Origin of the sequence: Planobispora rosea, from assembly GCF_014648175.1 — a bacterium.
GTDB lineage: Bacteria > Actinomycetota > Actinomycetes > Streptosporangiales > Streptosporangiaceae > Planobispora > Planobispora rosea.
In genome coordinates, this window is record NZ_BMQP01000050.1 from 19971 (window position 1) to 35716 (window position 15746).

The following is a 15746-nucleotide window of genomic DNA, read 5'->3' on the forward strand; positions in this document are numbered from 1 at the left end:
GGATGCCAACCGGTGCCGTCAGATGCCGCGACGGTGATGCTTGACGGCCTCGGCTGCGCTCCCGTGTCAGCGGGTCCGCTGACTTTTCGCTGACTCCACGAAACGCCCACCGGTAAGGTCATCGCAGCAAGGAACGTCCCGTCTCCCTTGCAGCCCTCCGAATATGTCAGGCTCATCCGCCATGATCAGCGCACACCCAGTACATGCCCTCAAGGAGTGCCATGGCGGAGATCATCAAGGCGCTGATCCCTCCATACAAGATAGAGCGATACCTGGAAGGAGTCGTGGACGTCGAAGACGACGAGTGGCATATCCGCCGCCTAAACGCCACGAGGGAGATCTGGGCAGATATCGGCCCCAGCGCCATCGCCCTCAACACCGGTTACTGCGATGAAGCTCTCATCAAGTACGAGCTCTGGCAGGGCGAACCGCCCGCCTCCGATTGGGATGAGCGCCGGTCGGGAAGCGTCCATTTGGTCTCCGGGAAGATCTACGCGATCAGTTGCCACTCAGGAGAGATGACCTACGGTGAGGAGTTCGATCTCGGCCGCCGGGACCACGAGTGGCGGTTCAGAGCCCATCGCATGTTCCTCAGCCACGAGGACTTCACGACCGACATCATCAGCCTCGTCCTGTTCAAGCTGCAGTTCTGGTCGCCTGCGGATGCCGTACGGTCCTCCTCCGAGAAGGAGCCGACCGCATGACCGCGTCCGAGCAGTTCAGCCTCCATCCGAGCTCAGAAGAATGGCAGAGTGCATGGATCGCCCGGGGAGAGCTCTGTAGCCGACGGTTCAACCTGCCCGCTGGAGTGTCCGAGGTGATCTTTGACCGGGCACGGCTGGTGGACGTCGACTTCTCCGGCATGCGACTCGCCGGCTTCAGCGTCCACAACAGCACGTTCGAAGGCTGCGACCTCTCCGGCACCGCCTTCGACCGGCTGTCGATGGGCGCCACCTGCGTCCAAGGACCGTGGGACGGCGTCGACTGGCCCCAGACGATCTTCCGCGGCTGCACCTTCCGGCGTACCCGTTTCCCGCCCCTCACCTTCTTCGGCAACGTCCGGTTTGAAAGGTGCGTGTTCGACCGCTCACGGCTGCGCAACCAGACGTCAACGTCCGAGGCCGAGTTCGTCGACTGCGTCTTCCTCGGCCGGGTGCGGGAGGTCAACTTCTGGGGCCGTCCCACCGAGCACCAGACTTCGCTGGGTCGGGACCGCAACGACTTCACCGGCAACGACTTCACCGGCGCGGAACTCGACTACGTCGCCTTCCACCACATCGACCTGCGGGCACAGCGCTTTCCCGGTCTGCCCGGCTACGCACTCCTCGACCGGATCAGCGAACGGGTGGAGAAGGTTCTACCCCTGATGGAACGCTGGCCGGACGCACGCCACCGCGAAGAAGCCGGATTCAGCCTGGAGTTCCTCGCCGACAGAGCCCTGGAGCAGAACGACGATCAAGCGCTGGTGAGCCCGGCGGACATGGGCCGAAAGCTTCCACCCGCACTCCGCGAGGAACTGTTCGAGGCGTTCAGGAACACACCCAGCGATACATCCCCTGGCCGAGCCGTACCGCCTCACGGGCCAGGTCCCGCAGCGCCATGAGGCGCTCGAACTCGAACTCGTCGAGCAGTTCCTCCTCGGCGTACTCCCGCAACCACGCATCGTCCACGACGGCGAGCGCGGCGACGGTCTCGGGCGCCATCCGCTCCACACCCGCCGACTCGCCGTCGTCGGCGATGACCTCGCTGTCACCGAACTCACTGAGGTCACGGCCGCTGAGCTCTGCGCCCAACGTGTCGAGCTCGTCGAGCCACCCCTTGCAGTCGACGTACGGCAGGTGCGCGGCCTCCGGCCCCCCGGGCAGGACCAGCCGGGCGGACCGGTCGGAGCCTGCTGTGAAGTAGTCGACGAGAACGCCCATGGAGGGTCACTCTACCGAGTGGATCAAACGGGCCCCTCAAGCCCACGAGCTTCTCGCAGCCGGTCACTCAGCAACGCAGAAGGCCGCTCCCGATCTCTCGGAAGCGGCCTCTGACCTGGGTGGAGATGAGGGGATTCGAACCCCTGACCCCTTCGATGCGAACCCCGGTGGGGAGTGCCGCTCTCGATCACTGGGTGCCATCTGGTGCCGTCAGGTGCCGCGGCGGTGACGTCCGTCGATCTCGGCTGCGCTCCCGTGTCAGCGGGTCTGCTGACTTTTCGCTGACTCCCCGACCTTCCGACTCGCCGGTGAACCCTCCTCGCACCCTCAGCAACCGCACACACGCACAGTGCCTGGATACTTGCGGCCGTGGTCATCGTCGAAGTCGTCCTGGAGACTTCCGATGCGGTGGACTTCACGGCCTGGCCGATCGCGGAGCCGTCGCGCGACCGTCTTCTCGCCCTCTCCGGCCAGATGTCTCCCGCCGAGGTCGGGACGGCCATGGCCGTCATCTTCAGCTACAACGGCATTCCCGTCACTCACGCCGCCGACCTGACCGAGGCGCATCTGGAGCAGCATCTCGCCGAAGCGGAATGCCTGATCGCTCCGGGCGGGCTGCGCTTCCACGACACCACCACCGACGTCAGCGTCCCGCCCGGTTGCTGCTTCGGCTTGGAGAACTGGCGGGACTGGTGGGATGTGGCCTGCGGGCGAGAATCTTGGCTCGGCCACGACCCCACGCCGCACATCACCCATGTGGGTCACACCATCCAGCTCCGACAACACAATGAGGACGCTCCGTCCATCGAGATCACTCGCGGCGAGCTCTCCAGTCTGCTCACCACAGCTCAACGGCACTTCTCCGGATTTCTCGATCTCGCCCGGCAATGGGCGGCGGCCACTACGCCAGGGCTGGCCGACCGGCTCACCTCAGCCCTCGACCAACACTTCATCATCAATGAAGTCTCTTCGTCCCTGGACGGCCGTGCGACACGGTGATTCTGGACGGCCGTGCGACACGGTGATTCTGAATACTTCCGCACAAGGCGGGACGTTGTGCCACCATGATGCGTCGTTCCGACAGAGGAGGCTGGTTGGTCGTTTTCGTCTGTGCGGAGTGCGGCGCCGCGATGACCACGAAGGTGGCTCGGGTGGCGCTTCCCGACCACTCTGGCCAGAAGTACGGTCATGGTCTGCTCCCCAGCCTGCTGGAGCCGGGAACATACGTGGTGGACCCTGGAGACGGCCGACCCTGGGAACCGTTGAAGCCCGAGCCGGAATCACATGGCGTCCGGCTGCTGACGTACTGCGTCTCGGGCGCCCCGAACAGGATCGGAATCGCGCCGGGCGACGTCCGTGGAACCGTCTTCATCCCGGAGCGGTTAGGTGGCTGCTGTTGCGGCTGGGACGGCCAGTACGGCCCCAACCTGGCGTGCGCGAGGTGCGGCTGTCCAGTGGCGACTCGCGTCGACGACTGCGGGTTCTGGCAGGTGGTGTGGCTGGAGCCGGAAGCCGTGCGTCCTGTCGCCGTCGATGGTCCCGCCCAGCGGGTGATCGACTGGGCGGAGTTGCCGACCACGCCGCCCGTTGATCCGCGTGGTTTCTGGAGCCCTCTGTGGGAGGCCGCGGCAGCGGTGGCACTGGCCCACCTGCTGGCGGCATCGGGCGGTGAGCGGGTGTCCGTCCCCAAGGGACCTGTCGCACAGGTGTTCCGCCGGGTGATCGACAGGCTGCTCCCTCCGGAGCCACCGGAACGCCACCTCGTCCTGGCCGGGCCTGGCCTGTCTGCCGCGACCACGGATATCGCCCTGGTGCCGCGACATCCACAGACCGGCGAGGTATGGCCCTGCGACGCGGGAGCGGTGGTGCCCCTGTCCGCGGGAGTGTGGACATACATGGCGTTCAACGATGACCGGCGGCTCGTGCCGGCGGCGTACGGGATGCCTGCCGTCGTTCGCCGTGATGATCCGCCCCCGCTGCTGCCGTCCAGCCCCTTCCGTCCTGACGGGCGAGTGTTCCTCAGCACGTTAGAGCGGCTGGCGGCGGTTCGGCAGCCGTGGTTGCGCCGCATCTACGACCGGGTGAAAGACCGCCCCCACATGGACCCGTTCGCGTAGACGCGCGAGCAGGGGGATGACCTCACGGATGGGTTGCGTCCATGGACGTGACCGCCGTCCGCAAACCGGTACGGCCATCGCAGGATGCCGCCTTCGTGCTATGACGCCTGCGGCCCCAGCCCGGATCTGTCAGCCCCGTACGCCATGATCAGCAGCCATATATCCCATACGTCCCCAAGGAGTGTCATGGTCGCCAACAATGAAACCGGATGGTCTGGTATCGGCTGGGACGGCTGGACAAATCTCAGTCTGATCCGCGCCCGGCTCGACGCGGGTGCCGACCCGAATTCAGAGGTGTTCTTCCTCGGACGGCCGCTGCACGTGGCGGCCGAACGTGGCTCACCCGAGGTGGTCGCGGAACTGGCCCGGCGCGTTGACGACGTCGACGCGGAGCATGAGGGTCGTACCGCACTCTGGGAGGCCGTCTTCAACAACCGTCCCGGCAATGCCCTCGCCCTGGTCACCGCCGGAGCCGACCCGTGGCGGCCGATGATGAACGGCTGGTCCCCCGGACGGCTCAGTCTGGCCTCCCCTACCCCTGACCTGTTCCCTCTCCCCGACGGCGAGGTCGTCCTGTCCGCCACCGAGGCCGCCGCCGTGGCCGAGGCCAGGCACCTAATCACCGCATTGGGACGCCTGGAGCACGACGGCTTCAGCCTCGCCTGCGTGGCCGATATCACCGCGGCCGAGGCGGCACGGCGACTGGAGGCCGTACCAGCTGATGATGACGAGATCGAAGAGATCATGGATGACCCATTCTCGGACTTCGATGACAGCCTGAGCGTTATCGGGGTCACGGACGTGCCCGGCGGATGCGTCGTCTTTCAACCATGGGGATACATCGCATACACCTCCGGCTCCGGCGTCGCGAAGCGCCTGTCGGCGGGAACCGTCTGCTACGCGATGTACGCCAACCCCAAGAGCGGCAACCAGGGAGCCGTAGCCCGCGACGGCGTCATCGAAGAATGGGACACCCACCCCGGCGGCGGCAGCGTCTCCCCCGACGAGCCCGCCGAGGAGATCCTCGCCACCTACCTCTACCACTACCAGGCTGTGGCCTACTGCTTCGCCGGTGCGGGCCTGCGGCCGACCGACGCCCGATCGATCACCGAACAGCCCGACATGTGGCTCAGGCTACCCGAGCGAGACTGACGGAAATGATCATGGATCCCATCGAGATGAGGTTCACCAAGGCGATCCAGGCGGGTCTGCAGAAGGAGGGGTTCTGCTTCACCTGGTGCCGGAACGGCGACCTGGAGGAGGTGGCCCGCCGGTTCGGCGCGGCCCCTGGAACAGGTGTGTGGGCCGACCTCGAAGAGCTGGAGGAACTGGAATGTGAACACTGGGAGGACCTGCTCCAGCTGACCCCGGCGGGTGAGTGGACGCTCGCCTCCGAGCCCCATGGCTTTCAAGGGAACCGGACGGAGGTCATGGAGGCGCTCTCCGCCGGTGGGTGCGCGCTGAACGTCCTCTGGCGCGGAGAGAGGGACAGCTGGGTCACCTATGCCGTCGACGGCGACATCGTCACCTCCTTCCGGCTGATGGACCTCTCGGAACGATCGGGCAGCGACCCGGCGGCGCTGGACGGGCTGCTGGAGCGGGTGGGCCTGTACGACGGGCTGTCGGCATGGGAGCGCAAGGTGCGGATCATGGCGTTGGCCGAGGAGGTCAGCGGGTGGACACTCACCCCCGAGTGGGTGCGTTCCCCCCAGTTCGCCGCCTTGATCACCACCCCGGTCCCGCGAGCGCTCGTCCCCCGCGCCTACCTGCATCCACGGGAGCCGTTCCTGGATGAACCGGAGTTCGCGCGACTCCTGGCCGACCCGTCTCCCGCGCTGGCCCCTGCCATCACCCGGCTGGCCGTCTCCATCGTCACCACCGCAGTCGGACTGGAGGAGCATCCACTGGCGGAGGAGACTCTGCGGATTCTGGAGCTCGGCGAGGCGAGTCCAGCCGAGCGGGAGGCGCTGCGGGCACGGCTGCACCGGGCCGCCGAGGAGACCGGACAGACCCTGTCGCGGCAGCTCGGGTCCACGCCTGATACGGCGGAAGCCGAACTGCTGGAACAGACGAGCCATGCCCTCTACACCCTCGGCAAGGCGCTGTCACCGCCTCCCGTGCACGCGGCGTACGCCGTGGCGGACGAGGCCTTCCGGATACCTCGGCTGTCCAGGACGGACGTCATGCGCCTGCACGTATTGCGCAACGTCGCCGACCGCATCCTCTCGGAGGAGATGCCTCACCCCTGACGCCGGAAGCACTTTGGAGAGGAACCAGTCCTACGGTCACCGAACAGCGAGAAGGCCCGGCTCCATGTTCTGGAACCGGACCTTCTCGTCCTGGTGGAGATGAGGGGATTCGAACCCCTGACCCCTTCGATGCGAAGGTAAACAGGCAAGTCTGACCATGTCGATCTGAGTCGATCGGGTGCCTCTCACCTTACAGAACACTCCGGGGAGGACACGGGAAGTCTGGGGGAGCCGCAAGGCGGTGGCTCCCACAATTGGCTCCCGTGGCCTCCCGGAGTTGAGAGGATCCTATGAGCAACAAGTATTCAACCACTCCCGGCCGCCTCGACGCCGCACGACTGGAAGGGTTCGAAGGCGTCCGCAGTCCACATCTCGGCCGAGATCACGCTACTGAATCACAACCGTGTGCCTGCCGAGAACTACATCCATGCAGTAACAGCATACGAAGTACTCACGGAGGTCTTCCGAGCCGATCTCGTCGGCGTATGTTCAAGTCGGAATCCGCTTCGAATCGGGGATCGGACTCAGGACGGTGTGCAGCGGAGTCGCTTAGGAAAGGGGTGGATGACGCAACCACGCACATCCTTACGTGCGCGAGGAGCTCTCAGCCTGCATGTGGATGATTAGGCTGTGAGTGACCCATCCCTGCGTGCGCGGGGAGCACCGACCCGTGCTTCTTGATCAGTGCTTGGGCGCGGGACTATCCCCGCGTGCGCGGGGAGCACCAGCCGTGTACCAGGCTGAGGACCTCGGTTTCCGGACCATCCCCGCGTGCGCGGGGAGCACCACCTCATCCCGGGACGAGGGGCGGGAGGGCCGGGACCATCCCCGCGTGCGCGGGGAGCACCACTGCCACCCTTCCGAGATCAGCGGGCACCCGGGACCATCACCGCGTGCGCGGGGAGCACTGACCGTACCCGGCGCCGATGTTGACGACGAGGGGACCATCCCCGCGTGCGCGGGGAGCACTTGCCGACGGAGCTGATTGACAGGTCCCAGTCGGGACCATCCCCGCGTGCGCGGGGAGCACCGGTCTCCATCACGTCGAGCGCGGCCTTGACCGGACCATCCCCGCGTGCGCGGGGAGCACCGCTGCTCCATCCCGGCCTTGGCCTCGCGGTCGGGACCATCCCCGCGTGCGCGGGGAGCACATCGGCCGCTGGGACCCCGCCGGTACGGCCGAGGGACCATCCCCGCGCGGGGATGATCCCGACCAGGAAGCCGACGTCCGCGCCGGCCGCTAGTGCTCCCCGCGCACGCGGGGATGATCCCTCATAGCAGCCGATGGGGTCGCCTGCGGCGGCGTGCTCCCCGCGCACGCGGGGATGATCCCGCGGCGGCGGAGAAGCTGCGGGCGAAGTGGGGGTGCTCCCCGCGCACGCGGGGATGATCCCCTCGTCGCCCCGCTGAGCTGATCGGAGACCTGGTGTTCCCCGCGCACGCGGGGATGATTCCAAGTGTCAGTTGACTTTCTATTGTGGGAGAGTGCCCCTTGTGCACACGGGGACGATGAGAGGGGAAGAGATGGAGTACATACAGGCCCTAACAACTGTTGACAGCCCGGAATCTGGGGAAAGCCTGGCGCGAAGCATCACAGAGGCGCGATTTGCCGCGTGTGTGCAGATCGTAGGGCCGATTCGTTCCGTTTACTGGTGGGACGGAAAGGTGGAGACAGCTGAGGAGTGGCAGCTTCTGATCAAGACGACGGCCGAGATGTTCCCCGCGCTAGAGAAACACATCAAGGAAAATCACTCCTACGACACCCCCGAGATCATCGCCACCTCGATTGTGGCGGGAAGCCCTGAATACTTGAGCTGGATCAGCGCGGAGACGAAGCGAACTGACGCTTCGTCATAGCCAGCTCTTCCAAGAAGGCCCGCACTGCCGGCTGGGTTCGCCAGCGCCTCAGTGGTTCCGCTATCACCTCAAACCGGGGGAGCCAGATAGCAGATTCAGTCTCTCTGACTGCTCTGAGTCCTTCTCGGGCGAGTTTGGCCGCTTCATCGACGGAACCTTGGACGATGTGTGCTGTGGCGATGTCACCGAGAATGATCGCGGCACGTTTCCTATCTACTTCCGGCAGGCGGGCGATGACAGCATGTGCCAATTCCTCAGCTTCGGTGAGTTTTCCCACCTTTGAGTAGGTAGCAATACGGAAGGAGTCGAACCGGTCTTGGTCGAGAAATCTGGTCCATACACGGTCTTCTTCGGGGTCGGTGATGCTGAAGGCTTCTTCAGCCTGCGCCCAGGAGCGTAGGGCGGTTTCCCTGTCACCGAGGGCTGCGCTCTCTTCGGCATGCCGCGCAGCAAGCCATGATGCTGTACCGGGTGACATGGATGGGGGAAGCAGTTCCAAAGCGCTGCCCAGAAGGGCTCTAGCGCGTCCGTGGGAGCCTTTGGCGCTAGGGATGTAGCTGCGATAGGCGTAGGTACAGGCGATGATGCTTGAATCGTCTACCTCTTTTGCGCCTCTCTCCGCAGTGGCGTAGAAGTTGCGAGCAGTTGTGGCACTGCCCAGGTCGCTGGCTATCCACCCAGCCAAGACGCTACTTTCCCCCGCGACCACAATCAGACGCCTTCTCAGTTCGTCCTTCGGGTCGGGGGTTGTCCCGTTGAGGATCGTCGCTACCTCTCTGAGGTGAGCGGCGAGCCCTTTGAAGATAGAACTGGCGGACATGATCTCTTCGAGGCGATGGAAGCCGGCCGACCGGGCTTCCATTTCTCGGACGATTGCTTCATCGATGGCACTTGGTTTGGTCAGGGCGTAGGAGAGTCGCTCCCACACCTCGTTCTGAGCAAGGCTGGTGGTAGCACCGACCCTGGCGATCATGCTGAGCAATTCGCGGCGTTTCAAGGCGTCGCCCCGTTTCCCAACTGCTTCGGCTAGAAGCTGCAAGTCAAACGTGTCCGTGGAGATCTGGAACTCGCCGCCGTTGGATCGCGCACCATCCGCACCATCAGTCCCACCCGACGGTGAAAGCCCCAGAGCGCGACGTGAGTGTGCAGGCATGCCCAAACCATCGGCGATCGCCTCAAATGTAGACTTTGCAGTCGGAATTCGCTTGCCCGTCTTGTACTCGCTTATGCGCCCTTGGGCGATCCCGGTGAGACTGGCGATCTGTCCTTGCGTGACCCCGTACTTGCCGAGGATGCGGATGATCCCTCCGAGATCCCGCCGTTTGCACACCTCAGTCATGTCCTGACGTGCGAAAACAGCATCAAGGGTCTCTCTGACTTTCCGCTGATCCATCACCATGGCGCGCGATCCGTTCCCGTGGTTGCTCGCCTGCAAGGACGCCTCAGATCTATCAGTCCATCACATCGTGAGATATCGCGGTGAGATTCGCCAGAACATCTTTGCTTGGAAACCTCACATCAGTCCGTGACGCAGGTCAGAGCTGACATGAGGCAAGAGTCGAAGATCGTATTTATCTGACTTCCGTCCGTTCATTGCCTGTGAAGCGCAGTTGCGGAGGTCAGTTCATGGTTGGGGAGCAAAGGGCACCTCGCGTCACCTCCACAACCTCAGTCGCCGTTGCCGACCAGCTACAACGGGAGCTGGCCGAGCATGGGATCACGGCGGATGTGAACGACGGCTACGGGCTGGCCGTGGTGTCGGCCTGGCGTGGTCTGGTCGTGTGGACAAACGGTGATCTTTTCTGGTGGTGCGCTGGCTGGAACGCTCAGCGTGGCCGACCCGTCTATGCCTGCCATCCAGCGGCAGATCCGAAGCGGGCAGCACGACGCATCGCCGTCCGGTACAAGGATCTTCGCGCCACAGAGCGTTCCGCGCCGGACAGGTCGTGAACGGCCATGGCGCAGAATGCGAAGCGCCTGACCCATCCACAGGTTCACGAAGTGGTCCTACTGGGAGAGCGTCATGCGGAACACGTGGCGCTTTCGAGAATCGAATTCCTCGACTTTTTCAGTCTGAATATCAGCGACGTGCGCGGCGGATACAGCGCCAGCGCGCTGTATCACGTATATCTGCGCTCTCGTACACACGCACGGATGCAGGACAGCCGTGGCGAACCGTAGAGCTGGTGAGCACGCAAGGCTCATGACTGAAGGCTCCCCTGCCACCCGCTCGCGATGGTGCGGTTGACCGACTCACCCCTCCCGCCGTCCCTGTCCCGCACCATCGCGTCAACGCCCCCGGCAGAGCCCTCCGCGCTCGTGAGAGCGCCAGTTCCCAAGGGCTCTGTCGGGGGTCCTCTCGTACGGGCACGGCCGTGAGCTGGGACTTATCTCACCGCAGGATCTAAGCGATCTCATCGCCGGATGTTTTCGATCTCACCGCATGATCACACCACGCGATGGGTTGCCCCCTTCCCCGGAACCTACCTTCGCCTCGTAGGTCACCGGAAACGGAAGGGATGTGATCTAGATGAACACAGCTCAGCACCACCGCCGCCGCGAACTGATCACCGGTTTGCGCGCCCTGGCCACCTTCCTGGACAGCCACCCGCAGGTGCCCGTCCCCCGGTACGGAACCGTCCGGGTGTCGGTCCACACCAACTACGACACCGACGCCACCACCGAGGCAGAGGCGATCGCCGAAGTCGAGCGGATCGCGGCCCTGTTGGGGACCACGCCCGTCGTTGAGGGCGGACACCACGTCGCCGGTATGGAGTTCGGCGGCGTCCGTTACGAAGCCGTCCTGGTCACGCGGGCGGCAATGACGCGCCGCGCCGCTCTGGACTCCTACAGCGACGCGATCGCCCTCGACGAGATTGAGGAGGCGTGAGCGATGGACATCGCACTGGTCGCCGTGGTCCTGGGCCTGATCCTGTCGATCGCCGCTCTCGCGCTGTTCGTGGTGCTGGTCGCCGTGATCCGCGCCGAGGACCGCCGCCACGCCCCCACCGGAGCCCTGAGCCACCGGCTGTTGGGCACCTACGCCCACCGTTGCCCCCCGGCCGCCTGCACCGGAAGGAGGTGAGCCCTGATGCGCACACTCCCGCCCACGCCTGGCCGGTGCTTATGCGGTGCCGACGCCAAGCCCGGAACCCGGCGATGCGCCAAGTGCCGTGCCCGCTGGCGCTGGCACCGCCGCAAGTCCCGCCACGACGGCCTCTGACCCGCCCACCGTCCCCAGACCTCGGAGACCCCCCTTGTGAGAGGAGGTGAGGTCCCATGACCGTAACCGTCCCGCTGGTGCTCGTGTTCGGCGCACTGGTGTTCATCGCCTGGCGTTACCTGGGCCTGCGCTGGTGGCACGCGCTGATCACCCTGCTGTTCGGCTTCCTGCTGGCCGCGACTGCGCTCGCGCCCGGTATCCGCAACGCCATCCGCGCGGTCCTGAGCTGGATCACCGGCCACTGACCCCTGTCCCCGACCGAAGGATGTGATGCTTGATGCCCCACCGCCACCCCTACCCGCACACAGATCTTCAGGAGGTTGCCTCTCGCAACACCACCGCCGCTCAGCTCCTGGCGGCCCTCACCCAAGAACCCCTGCCCCTGCTCCCCGTCTGGGCGCACGTGATCGCCGCCCTCGACGACATCGAAGCCCTGATCGACGAGATCACCGGCCTACGCGCCGAACTGGCCAGCGTCCGCTACCAGCGCGCCAACCTGCGAGCCGCCATCCGCGCCACCCTGGCGGCCGACCACGACGGCGACGACGATCCCCTGTACTACATCCGTGACGAGCTGCACGCCCAAAGCAGCGCTGAGCAAGCGGTGGGTGAGGGCCGATGAGCAGACATCGCATCTCACGCCGTCAGATACGCCGCAACGCACGCCGGATGCGCCGCTACGGTGTCCAGCCCGTCGGCATGATCGACGATCTGGAGTTCGCGCCCCTGCTCATCGCCGGTATCGCTCGCCTGGCCTGGCGGTACCGCTCCGAACTCGCCCCGTTCACCCTGGCCATCTCGATCCTGCTGGGTGGCATGATCCTGCGGCACTGGTTCCCCGAGTGGTGGCCCACCGTCCTGATCATCATGATCATTCTGGTCGGTGCGCTGGCCGTCTGGGGTCGCTGGGTCAACCTGCCGCGTCCGATCGAACGCGGCTATGCCTCCTTCACCACGGCGTTCGCCGGAACGTGGCTCACCCTGGCCGCCTACCACGGACCGTTCACCGCTCCCCTGCCCGCCGTACTCGGCATCGGCACATTCCTGCTGGCCGTGCCCTGGTGGGCGCATCGGCGCAGGCGTGCCCGCGTGCGGGTGGAACGCACGCTGGCCGCCTGGCCGGACATCGCCCAAGCGGTCGGCCTGACCGGATCCCGCGTGCAGTCCGCGATCGTGGATCTGTGGGGGTACCGCTTCCGGCTCGGGCTCGGACTCGGGCAGACCGTTGAGGACGCGGTCAACTCCGTCCCCCGTCTGGAATCGGCACTCGGCACCGCGCGCGGCGGGGTGCGCGTTCAGCCGGTGGCCAGCAAGCAGGCCAACCGCGCCGACGTACGGGTGATCGAAACCGACCCGCACGCCGACGCCATCGCCTGGCCAGGTCCATCCATCACCTCGATCACACAACCGGCCAAGCTGGGGCTGTTCGAGGACGGCAACCCCGTCCGTGTTCCCCTGCTCCGGCGGCACGCGCTGTTCGCGGGCATGTCCGGGGCAGGCAAGTCCGGTGGCGTGAACGTCCTGCTCGGGGATCTGACCGCCTGCCAGGACGTGATCCTGTGGGCGATCGACCTCAAGCGCGGCATGGAACTTCAGCCCTGGGCATCGTGCATCGACCGGCTGGCCACCACACCGCAGGAGGCGGAAGCCCTACTGGCCGATGCCGTGGTCATCCTCGACGCACGGGCCGATGACCTCACCATGCGCGGTGAGCGCGTGTGGGAGCCATCACCGGAACGACCCGCGCTGATCATCATCGTCGACGAGTACGCCGAGCTGGCCAGCGAGGCACCACGGGCCGTCGACTACGCCGACTCGATCGCCCGACGTGGCCGTGCCCCAGCGGTCAACCTGATCGCCGCCACCCAACGCCCTTCCAAGGACGCGATGGGCAAGAGCGCGATCCGCTCCCAGATGGATGTCCGTCTGTGCTTCCGCGTCCGGGAACCCCGTGACGGGGACCTCATCCTGGGCCAGGGCATGGTCAAAGCCGGATGGCAGCCGCACAAGCTGGACGCTCCCGGCAAGTTCCTGATCAGCTCCCCGGAACACGACATCCCCCGCCGCGCCCGCACCTACCTCCTCGATGACGAGGGGGTACGGGCCACCGCCGAACGGCACGCCACCGCTCGCCCGGTGCTCGACGAGGTGTCGGCCCAAGCACTGGAACGCGCGGCTGATACGTCGGCTCCGCTGCCAAGGCCCACCGTCAAGCCTTCCCCCCGGCATGCTCGCGACAACGCCGTACGGGAGGCTGAAGAGGCTCTGGCCGCCGCACTGAGACAGGCTCCCGGTGACGGGATCAGCATCGGCGATCTCATGCGCGCCACCGGCATGCGCCGTACCTGGGTCTACCAACGCCTTCAGGACCTGGGCCGTGCGCGTCAGGTCGAACAGGTCACGCGGGGGCGCTGGCGAGCCCTGCCTGAGATACACGATCCGTAACCATCTACGTCCGCCGTCCGCGTCCGTCCGCGCGTCTGCGCGTAGATAAGCGCCTGACAGACGCGGACGGACGGACCGGCGGACGATCACAACCCGTAATCAGCGACAGCGCGGGATCACCGCGAAGAAAGCGAGCCGCCACTGACGAACGAGAGGGGGGATGCCCCATGCAGGCATACACCGTCGAACAGGTAGCGGAGATGTTGAGCGTCGGACGTGACAAGGTCTACTACCTGCTCCGCACCGGACAGCTCAAGAGCATCAAGATCGGCAAGCTTCGCCGGATCACCGACCAGCACCTTGCCGCCTTCATCTCCTCACTGGAGTCCATGGACGAGACGTAGAACAGCGTGCTACAACGTTCTACAGGGCCGGTTGTGCGGCGGTGCCGCACAACCGGCAAGCGCCTCTTGATACCTGCACGACACAGGAAGGAAGCCGTCTATGACACGCGACCGAACGACCCTGCCGCCCGTCCGGGTGGATGCGGAGCTGAAGGAACGTCTCCGCAGGTACGCCGAGTCGCAGGAACGAGACGTGTCGTGGGTGATCAGGAAGGCGATCGAGGAGTATCTCAACCGCCACGAGAAGGGGTGATCCCTTGGCCAAGATCCTGATCGGCACGTACGAAGCGACCATCTACCCCGAGGGAAACGGCTACACCGGAGCGATCTCTCTCGGCTTCGGCCCGGACGGCAAGCGCCAACGGGTCAAGCGCAAGGGCCGGACCAAGGCCGAGGTGAAGACCAAGCTCATCGAAGCCGCCAAAGAGCTGGAATCCGGCGTCAAGAGCTCCGACAAGTACACCGTCCGCGACGCCGTCGAGGACTGGTTGTCCAAGGGGCTCAAGGGACGCTCGACGGGGACGGTCAGCAAGCTGACCACACTCGCCCGGAAGCACGTCATTCCGTTGATCGGCAAGGAGAAGCTCAAGCGGCTCACCGCCGATCAGGTGGACGAGTGGCTGGACGGTCTCACCGGCTGTCTGTCCACGAGGACTCTCGGAGAGGTCCACGCGATCCTGAAGCGCGCCATCCGGCAGGCTCAGGCCCGTGACCTCGTGATGAGGAACGTCGCCGAGCTGGTTCAGACGCCTACGGGAAAGCAGGGAAGGCCGAGCAAGGCACTGACGCAGAATCAAGCCGACGCGGTCCTGAAAGCGGCGGAGTCGTCACCGCTCCACGCCTACGTGGTGCTGAGTCTCACCACGGGCATCCGCACCGAGGAAGCCCGCGCGCTGCGCTGGGATCACGTGGTCGCCTGGGACAAGACCGCCAAAGGGTGGCGGGCCGTCACCGACGTCGGGTTCAAGCACGAACGATTCGCCATCTACGTATGGCGAGCGGACAGGGTCACCGGCGACACCAAGACCCCGAAGTCCCGACGCACCTTGGAGATCCCCAAGCTCGCCGCTCAGGCGCTCCGGCAGCATCACACGCAGCAGGCCGCCGCTCGGCTGAAGGCCGGCGACGCCTGGAAGGAGCACGGTCTCGTCTTCTGCACGAGCGTCGGGACTCCGCTGGACGCCCACAACGTGCGGCGATCGTTCCGGGCGATCACACGACAGGCGGAGATCGGAGAGAGCTGGACTCCCCGCGAACTCCGTCACTCATTCGTCTCGATCATGAGCGCGAACGACGTGCCCCTGGAGACCATCGCCGATCTCGTCGGGCACGCGGGTACCCGAGTCACCGAAGCGGTGTACCGCAAGCAGCTCAAACCAGTGATCACCAAGGGTGCCGAGACCATGAACGCCGTCTTCGGCACCGGCAAGACCAGGAAGCGTAAGTCCGCGTGAGGTGGCTCCCCGATTGGCTCCCACCGACCTCCAGACATGGAAAAAGGGCTCCGGATCAACTCCGAAACCCTTTCCCACCTGCATCTTCCTTGTGGAGATGAGGGGATTCGAACCCCTGACCCCTTCGATGCGAAG

The 15746-nt window shown here is 65.5% G+C and carries 18 protein-coding genes; 16 read left to right on the forward strand and 2 right to left on the reverse strand.

Annotation, left to right across the window (positions count from 1 at the left end):
- Positions 1–221 precede the first annotated feature (221 nt).
- Positions 222–704, forward strand: a complete 483-nt coding sequence (locus IEZ08_RS33705; RefSeq protein ID WP_068927382.1) for a hypothetical protein — start codon at positions 222–224, stop codon at positions 702–704.
- Positions 701–1603 carry a pentapeptide repeat-containing protein gene (locus tag IEZ08_RS33710; protein WP_141704256.1) on the forward strand — a complete coding sequence of 301 codons (903 nt, stop codon included), beginning with the start codon at positions 701–703 and terminating at the stop codon, positions 1601–1603. Before IEZ08_RS33705 ends, IEZ08_RS33710 begins: the two co-directional genes overlap by 4 nt.
- On the opposite strand, the gene IEZ08_RS33715 is transcribed toward IEZ08_RS33710, so the two are convergent.
- Positions 1530–1922 carry a hypothetical protein gene (locus IEZ08_RS33715; protein ID WP_189243782.1) on the reverse strand — a complete coding sequence of 131 codons (393 nt, stop codon included), beginning with the start codon at positions 1920–1922 and terminating at the stop codon, positions 1530–1532. The two genes, IEZ08_RS33710 and IEZ08_RS33715, sit on opposite strands and share 74 nt — an antisense overlap.
- A gap of 369 nt (positions 1923–2291) precedes the next feature.
- Here IEZ08_RS33715 and IEZ08_RS33720 point away from each other — a divergent pair, with 369 nt between their 5' ends.
- The 5 genes from IEZ08_RS33720 to cutA all read left to right on the forward strand — a co-directional run bounded on the left by IEZ08_RS33720 (position 2292) and on the right by cutA (position 8145).
- Positions 2292–2921: a hypothetical protein gene (locus tag IEZ08_RS33720; RefSeq protein WP_189243783.1), complete on the forward strand. Its 630-nt coding sequence runs from the start codon at positions 2292–2294 to the stop codon at positions 2919–2921.
- A gap of 95 nt (positions 2922–3016) precedes the next feature.
- On the forward strand, positions 3017–4039 hold the full coding sequence (locus tag IEZ08_RS33725) for a hypothetical protein (protein WP_189243784.1): 1023 nt from the start codon (positions 3017–3019) through the stop codon (positions 4037–4039).
- Positions 4040–4225: 186 nt separating this feature from the next.
- Positions 4226–5191, forward strand: coding sequence for an ankyrin repeat domain-containing protein (locus IEZ08_RS33730; protein WP_189243785.1), 966 nt, complete (start codon positions 4226–4228; stop codon positions 5189–5191).
- An 11-nt stretch (positions 5192–5202) separates the two neighbouring features.
- The gene (locus IEZ08_RS33735; protein ID WP_189243786.1) at positions 5203–6288 is read left to right on the forward strand and encodes a DUF6461 domain-containing protein; all 1086 of its coding nucleotides are present in this window, start codon (positions 5203–5205) and stop codon (positions 6286–6288) included.
- Between the two features lie 1524 nt (positions 6289–7812).
- On the forward strand, positions 7813–8145 hold the full coding sequence (gene cutA / locus IEZ08_RS33740) for a divalent-cation tolerance protein CutA (RefSeq protein WP_189243787.1): 333 nt from the start codon (positions 7813–7815) through the stop codon (positions 8143–8145).
- Here cutA and IEZ08_RS33745 read toward each other — a convergent pair.
- Positions 8108–9544: an NsdA family TPR-like regulatory protein gene (locus tag IEZ08_RS33745; protein ID WP_189243788.1), complete on the reverse strand. Its 1437-nt coding sequence runs from the start codon at positions 9542–9544 to the stop codon at positions 8108–8110. The two genes, cutA and IEZ08_RS33745, sit on opposite strands and share 38 nt — an antisense overlap.
- A 557-nt stretch (positions 9545–10101) precedes the next feature.
- Here IEZ08_RS33745 and IEZ08_RS33750 point away from each other — a divergent pair.
- The 9 genes from IEZ08_RS33750 (at position 10102) to IEZ08_RS33790 (ending at position 15611) form a co-directional block, all read left to right on the forward strand.
- Positions 10102–10326, forward strand: coding sequence for a hypothetical protein (locus IEZ08_RS33750; RefSeq protein ID WP_189243789.1), 225 nt, complete (start codon positions 10102–10104; stop codon positions 10324–10326).
- A 349-nt stretch (positions 10327–10675) separates the two neighbouring features.
- The gene (locus IEZ08_RS33755) at positions 10676–11035 is read left to right on the forward strand and encodes a hypothetical protein (RefSeq protein ID WP_189243790.1); all 360 of its coding nucleotides are present in this window, start codon (positions 10676–10678) and stop codon (positions 11033–11035) included.
- A 3-nt stretch (positions 11036–11038) separates the two neighbouring features.
- Positions 11039–11230 (forward strand): hypothetical protein, encoded by a 192-nt coding sequence (locus IEZ08_RS33760; RefSeq protein WP_189243791.1) that lies wholly within the window; start codon positions 11039–11041, stop codon positions 11228–11230.
- Positions 11231–11424: 194 nt separating this feature from the next.
- Complete coding sequence (locus IEZ08_RS33765) at positions 11425–11613, forward strand: hypothetical protein (RefSeq protein WP_189243792.1); 189 nt, start codon at positions 11425–11427, stop codon at positions 11611–11613.
- 32 nt (positions 11614–11645) lie between these two features.
- The gene (locus tag IEZ08_RS33770) at positions 11646–11990 is read left to right on the forward strand and encodes a hypothetical protein (protein WP_189243793.1); all 345 of its coding nucleotides are present in this window, start codon (positions 11646–11648) and stop codon (positions 11988–11990) included.
- Positions 11991–12037: 47 nt separating this feature from the next.
- Positions 12038–13813, forward strand: coding sequence for a cell division protein FtsK (locus IEZ08_RS33775; protein ID WP_229803813.1), 1776 nt, complete (start codon positions 12038–12040; stop codon positions 13811–13813).
- A 167-nt stretch (positions 13814–13980) separates the two neighbouring features.
- Entirely contained in the window at positions 13981–14157 is a 177-nt protein-coding gene (locus tag IEZ08_RS33780) for a helix-turn-helix domain-containing protein (protein WP_189243795.1), read from the forward strand.
- A 100-nt stretch (positions 14158–14257) separates the two neighbouring features.
- A complete protein-coding gene (locus IEZ08_RS33785) occupies positions 14258–14410 on the forward strand; it encodes a CopG family ribbon-helix-helix protein (protein ID WP_189243796.1) in 153 nt (50 codons plus the stop codon).
- A gap of 4 nt (positions 14411–14414) precedes the next feature.
- Positions 14415–15611, forward strand: coding sequence for a site-specific integrase (locus tag IEZ08_RS33790; protein ID WP_189243797.1), 1197 nt, complete (start codon positions 14415–14417; stop codon positions 15609–15611).
- Positions 15612–15746 lie beyond the last annotated feature (135 nt).

Bases quoted from the DNA above. Each gene is read 5' to 3' on its own strand.
- IEZ08_RS33705 (WP_068927382.1), top strand. From the start codon at position 222: ATGGCGGAGATCATCAAGGCGCTGATCCCTCCATACAAGATAGAGCGA.
- IEZ08_RS33710 (WP_141704256.1), top strand. From the start codon at position 701: ATGACCGCGTCCGAGCAGTTCAGCCTCCATCCGAGCTCAGAAGAATGG.
- IEZ08_RS33715 (WP_189243782.1), bottom strand. From the start codon at position 1,922: ATGGGCGTTCTCGTCGACTACTTCACAGCAGGCTCCGACCGGTCCGCC.
- IEZ08_RS33730 (WP_189243785.1), top strand. From the start codon at position 4,226: ATGGTCGCCAACAATGAAACCGGATGGTCTGGTATCGGCTGGGACGGC.
- IEZ08_RS33735 (WP_189243786.1), top strand. From the start codon at position 5,203: ATGGATCCCATCGAGATGAGGTTCACCAAGGCGATCCAGGCGGGTCTG.
- cutA (WP_189243787.1), top strand. From the start codon at position 7,813: ATGGAGTACATACAGGCCCTAACAACTGTTGACAGCCCGGAATCTGGG.
- IEZ08_RS33745 (WP_189243788.1), bottom strand. From the start codon at position 9,544: ATGGTGATGGATCAGCGGAAAGTCAGAGAGACCCTTGATGCTGTTTTC.
- IEZ08_RS33750 (WP_189243789.1), top strand. From the start codon at position 10,102: ATGGCGCAGAATGCGAAGCGCCTGACCCATCCACAGGTTCACGAAGTG.
- IEZ08_RS33755 (WP_189243790.1), top strand. From the start codon at position 10,676: ATGAACACAGCTCAGCACCACCGCCGCCGCGAACTGATCACCGGTTTG.
- IEZ08_RS33760 (WP_189243791.1), top strand. From the start codon at position 11,039: ATGGACATCGCACTGGTCGCCGTGGTCCTGGGCCTGATCCTGTCGATC.
- IEZ08_RS33765 (WP_189243792.1), top strand. From the start codon at position 11,425: ATGACCGTAACCGTCCCGCTGGTGCTCGTGTTCGGCGCACTGGTGTTC.
- IEZ08_RS33770 (WP_189243793.1), top strand. From the start codon at position 11,646: ATGCCCCACCGCCACCCCTACCCGCACACAGATCTTCAGGAGGTTGCC.
- IEZ08_RS33775 (WP_229803813.1), top strand. From the start codon at position 12,038: ATGCGCCGCTACGGTGTCCAGCCCGTCGGCATGATCGACGATCTGGAG.
- IEZ08_RS33780 (WP_189243795.1), top strand. From the start codon at position 13,981: ATGCAGGCATACACCGTCGAACAGGTAGCGGAGATGTTGAGCGTCGGA.
- IEZ08_RS33785 (WP_189243796.1), top strand. From the start codon at position 14,258: ATGACACGCGACCGAACGACCCTGCCGCCCGTCCGGGTGGATGCGGAG.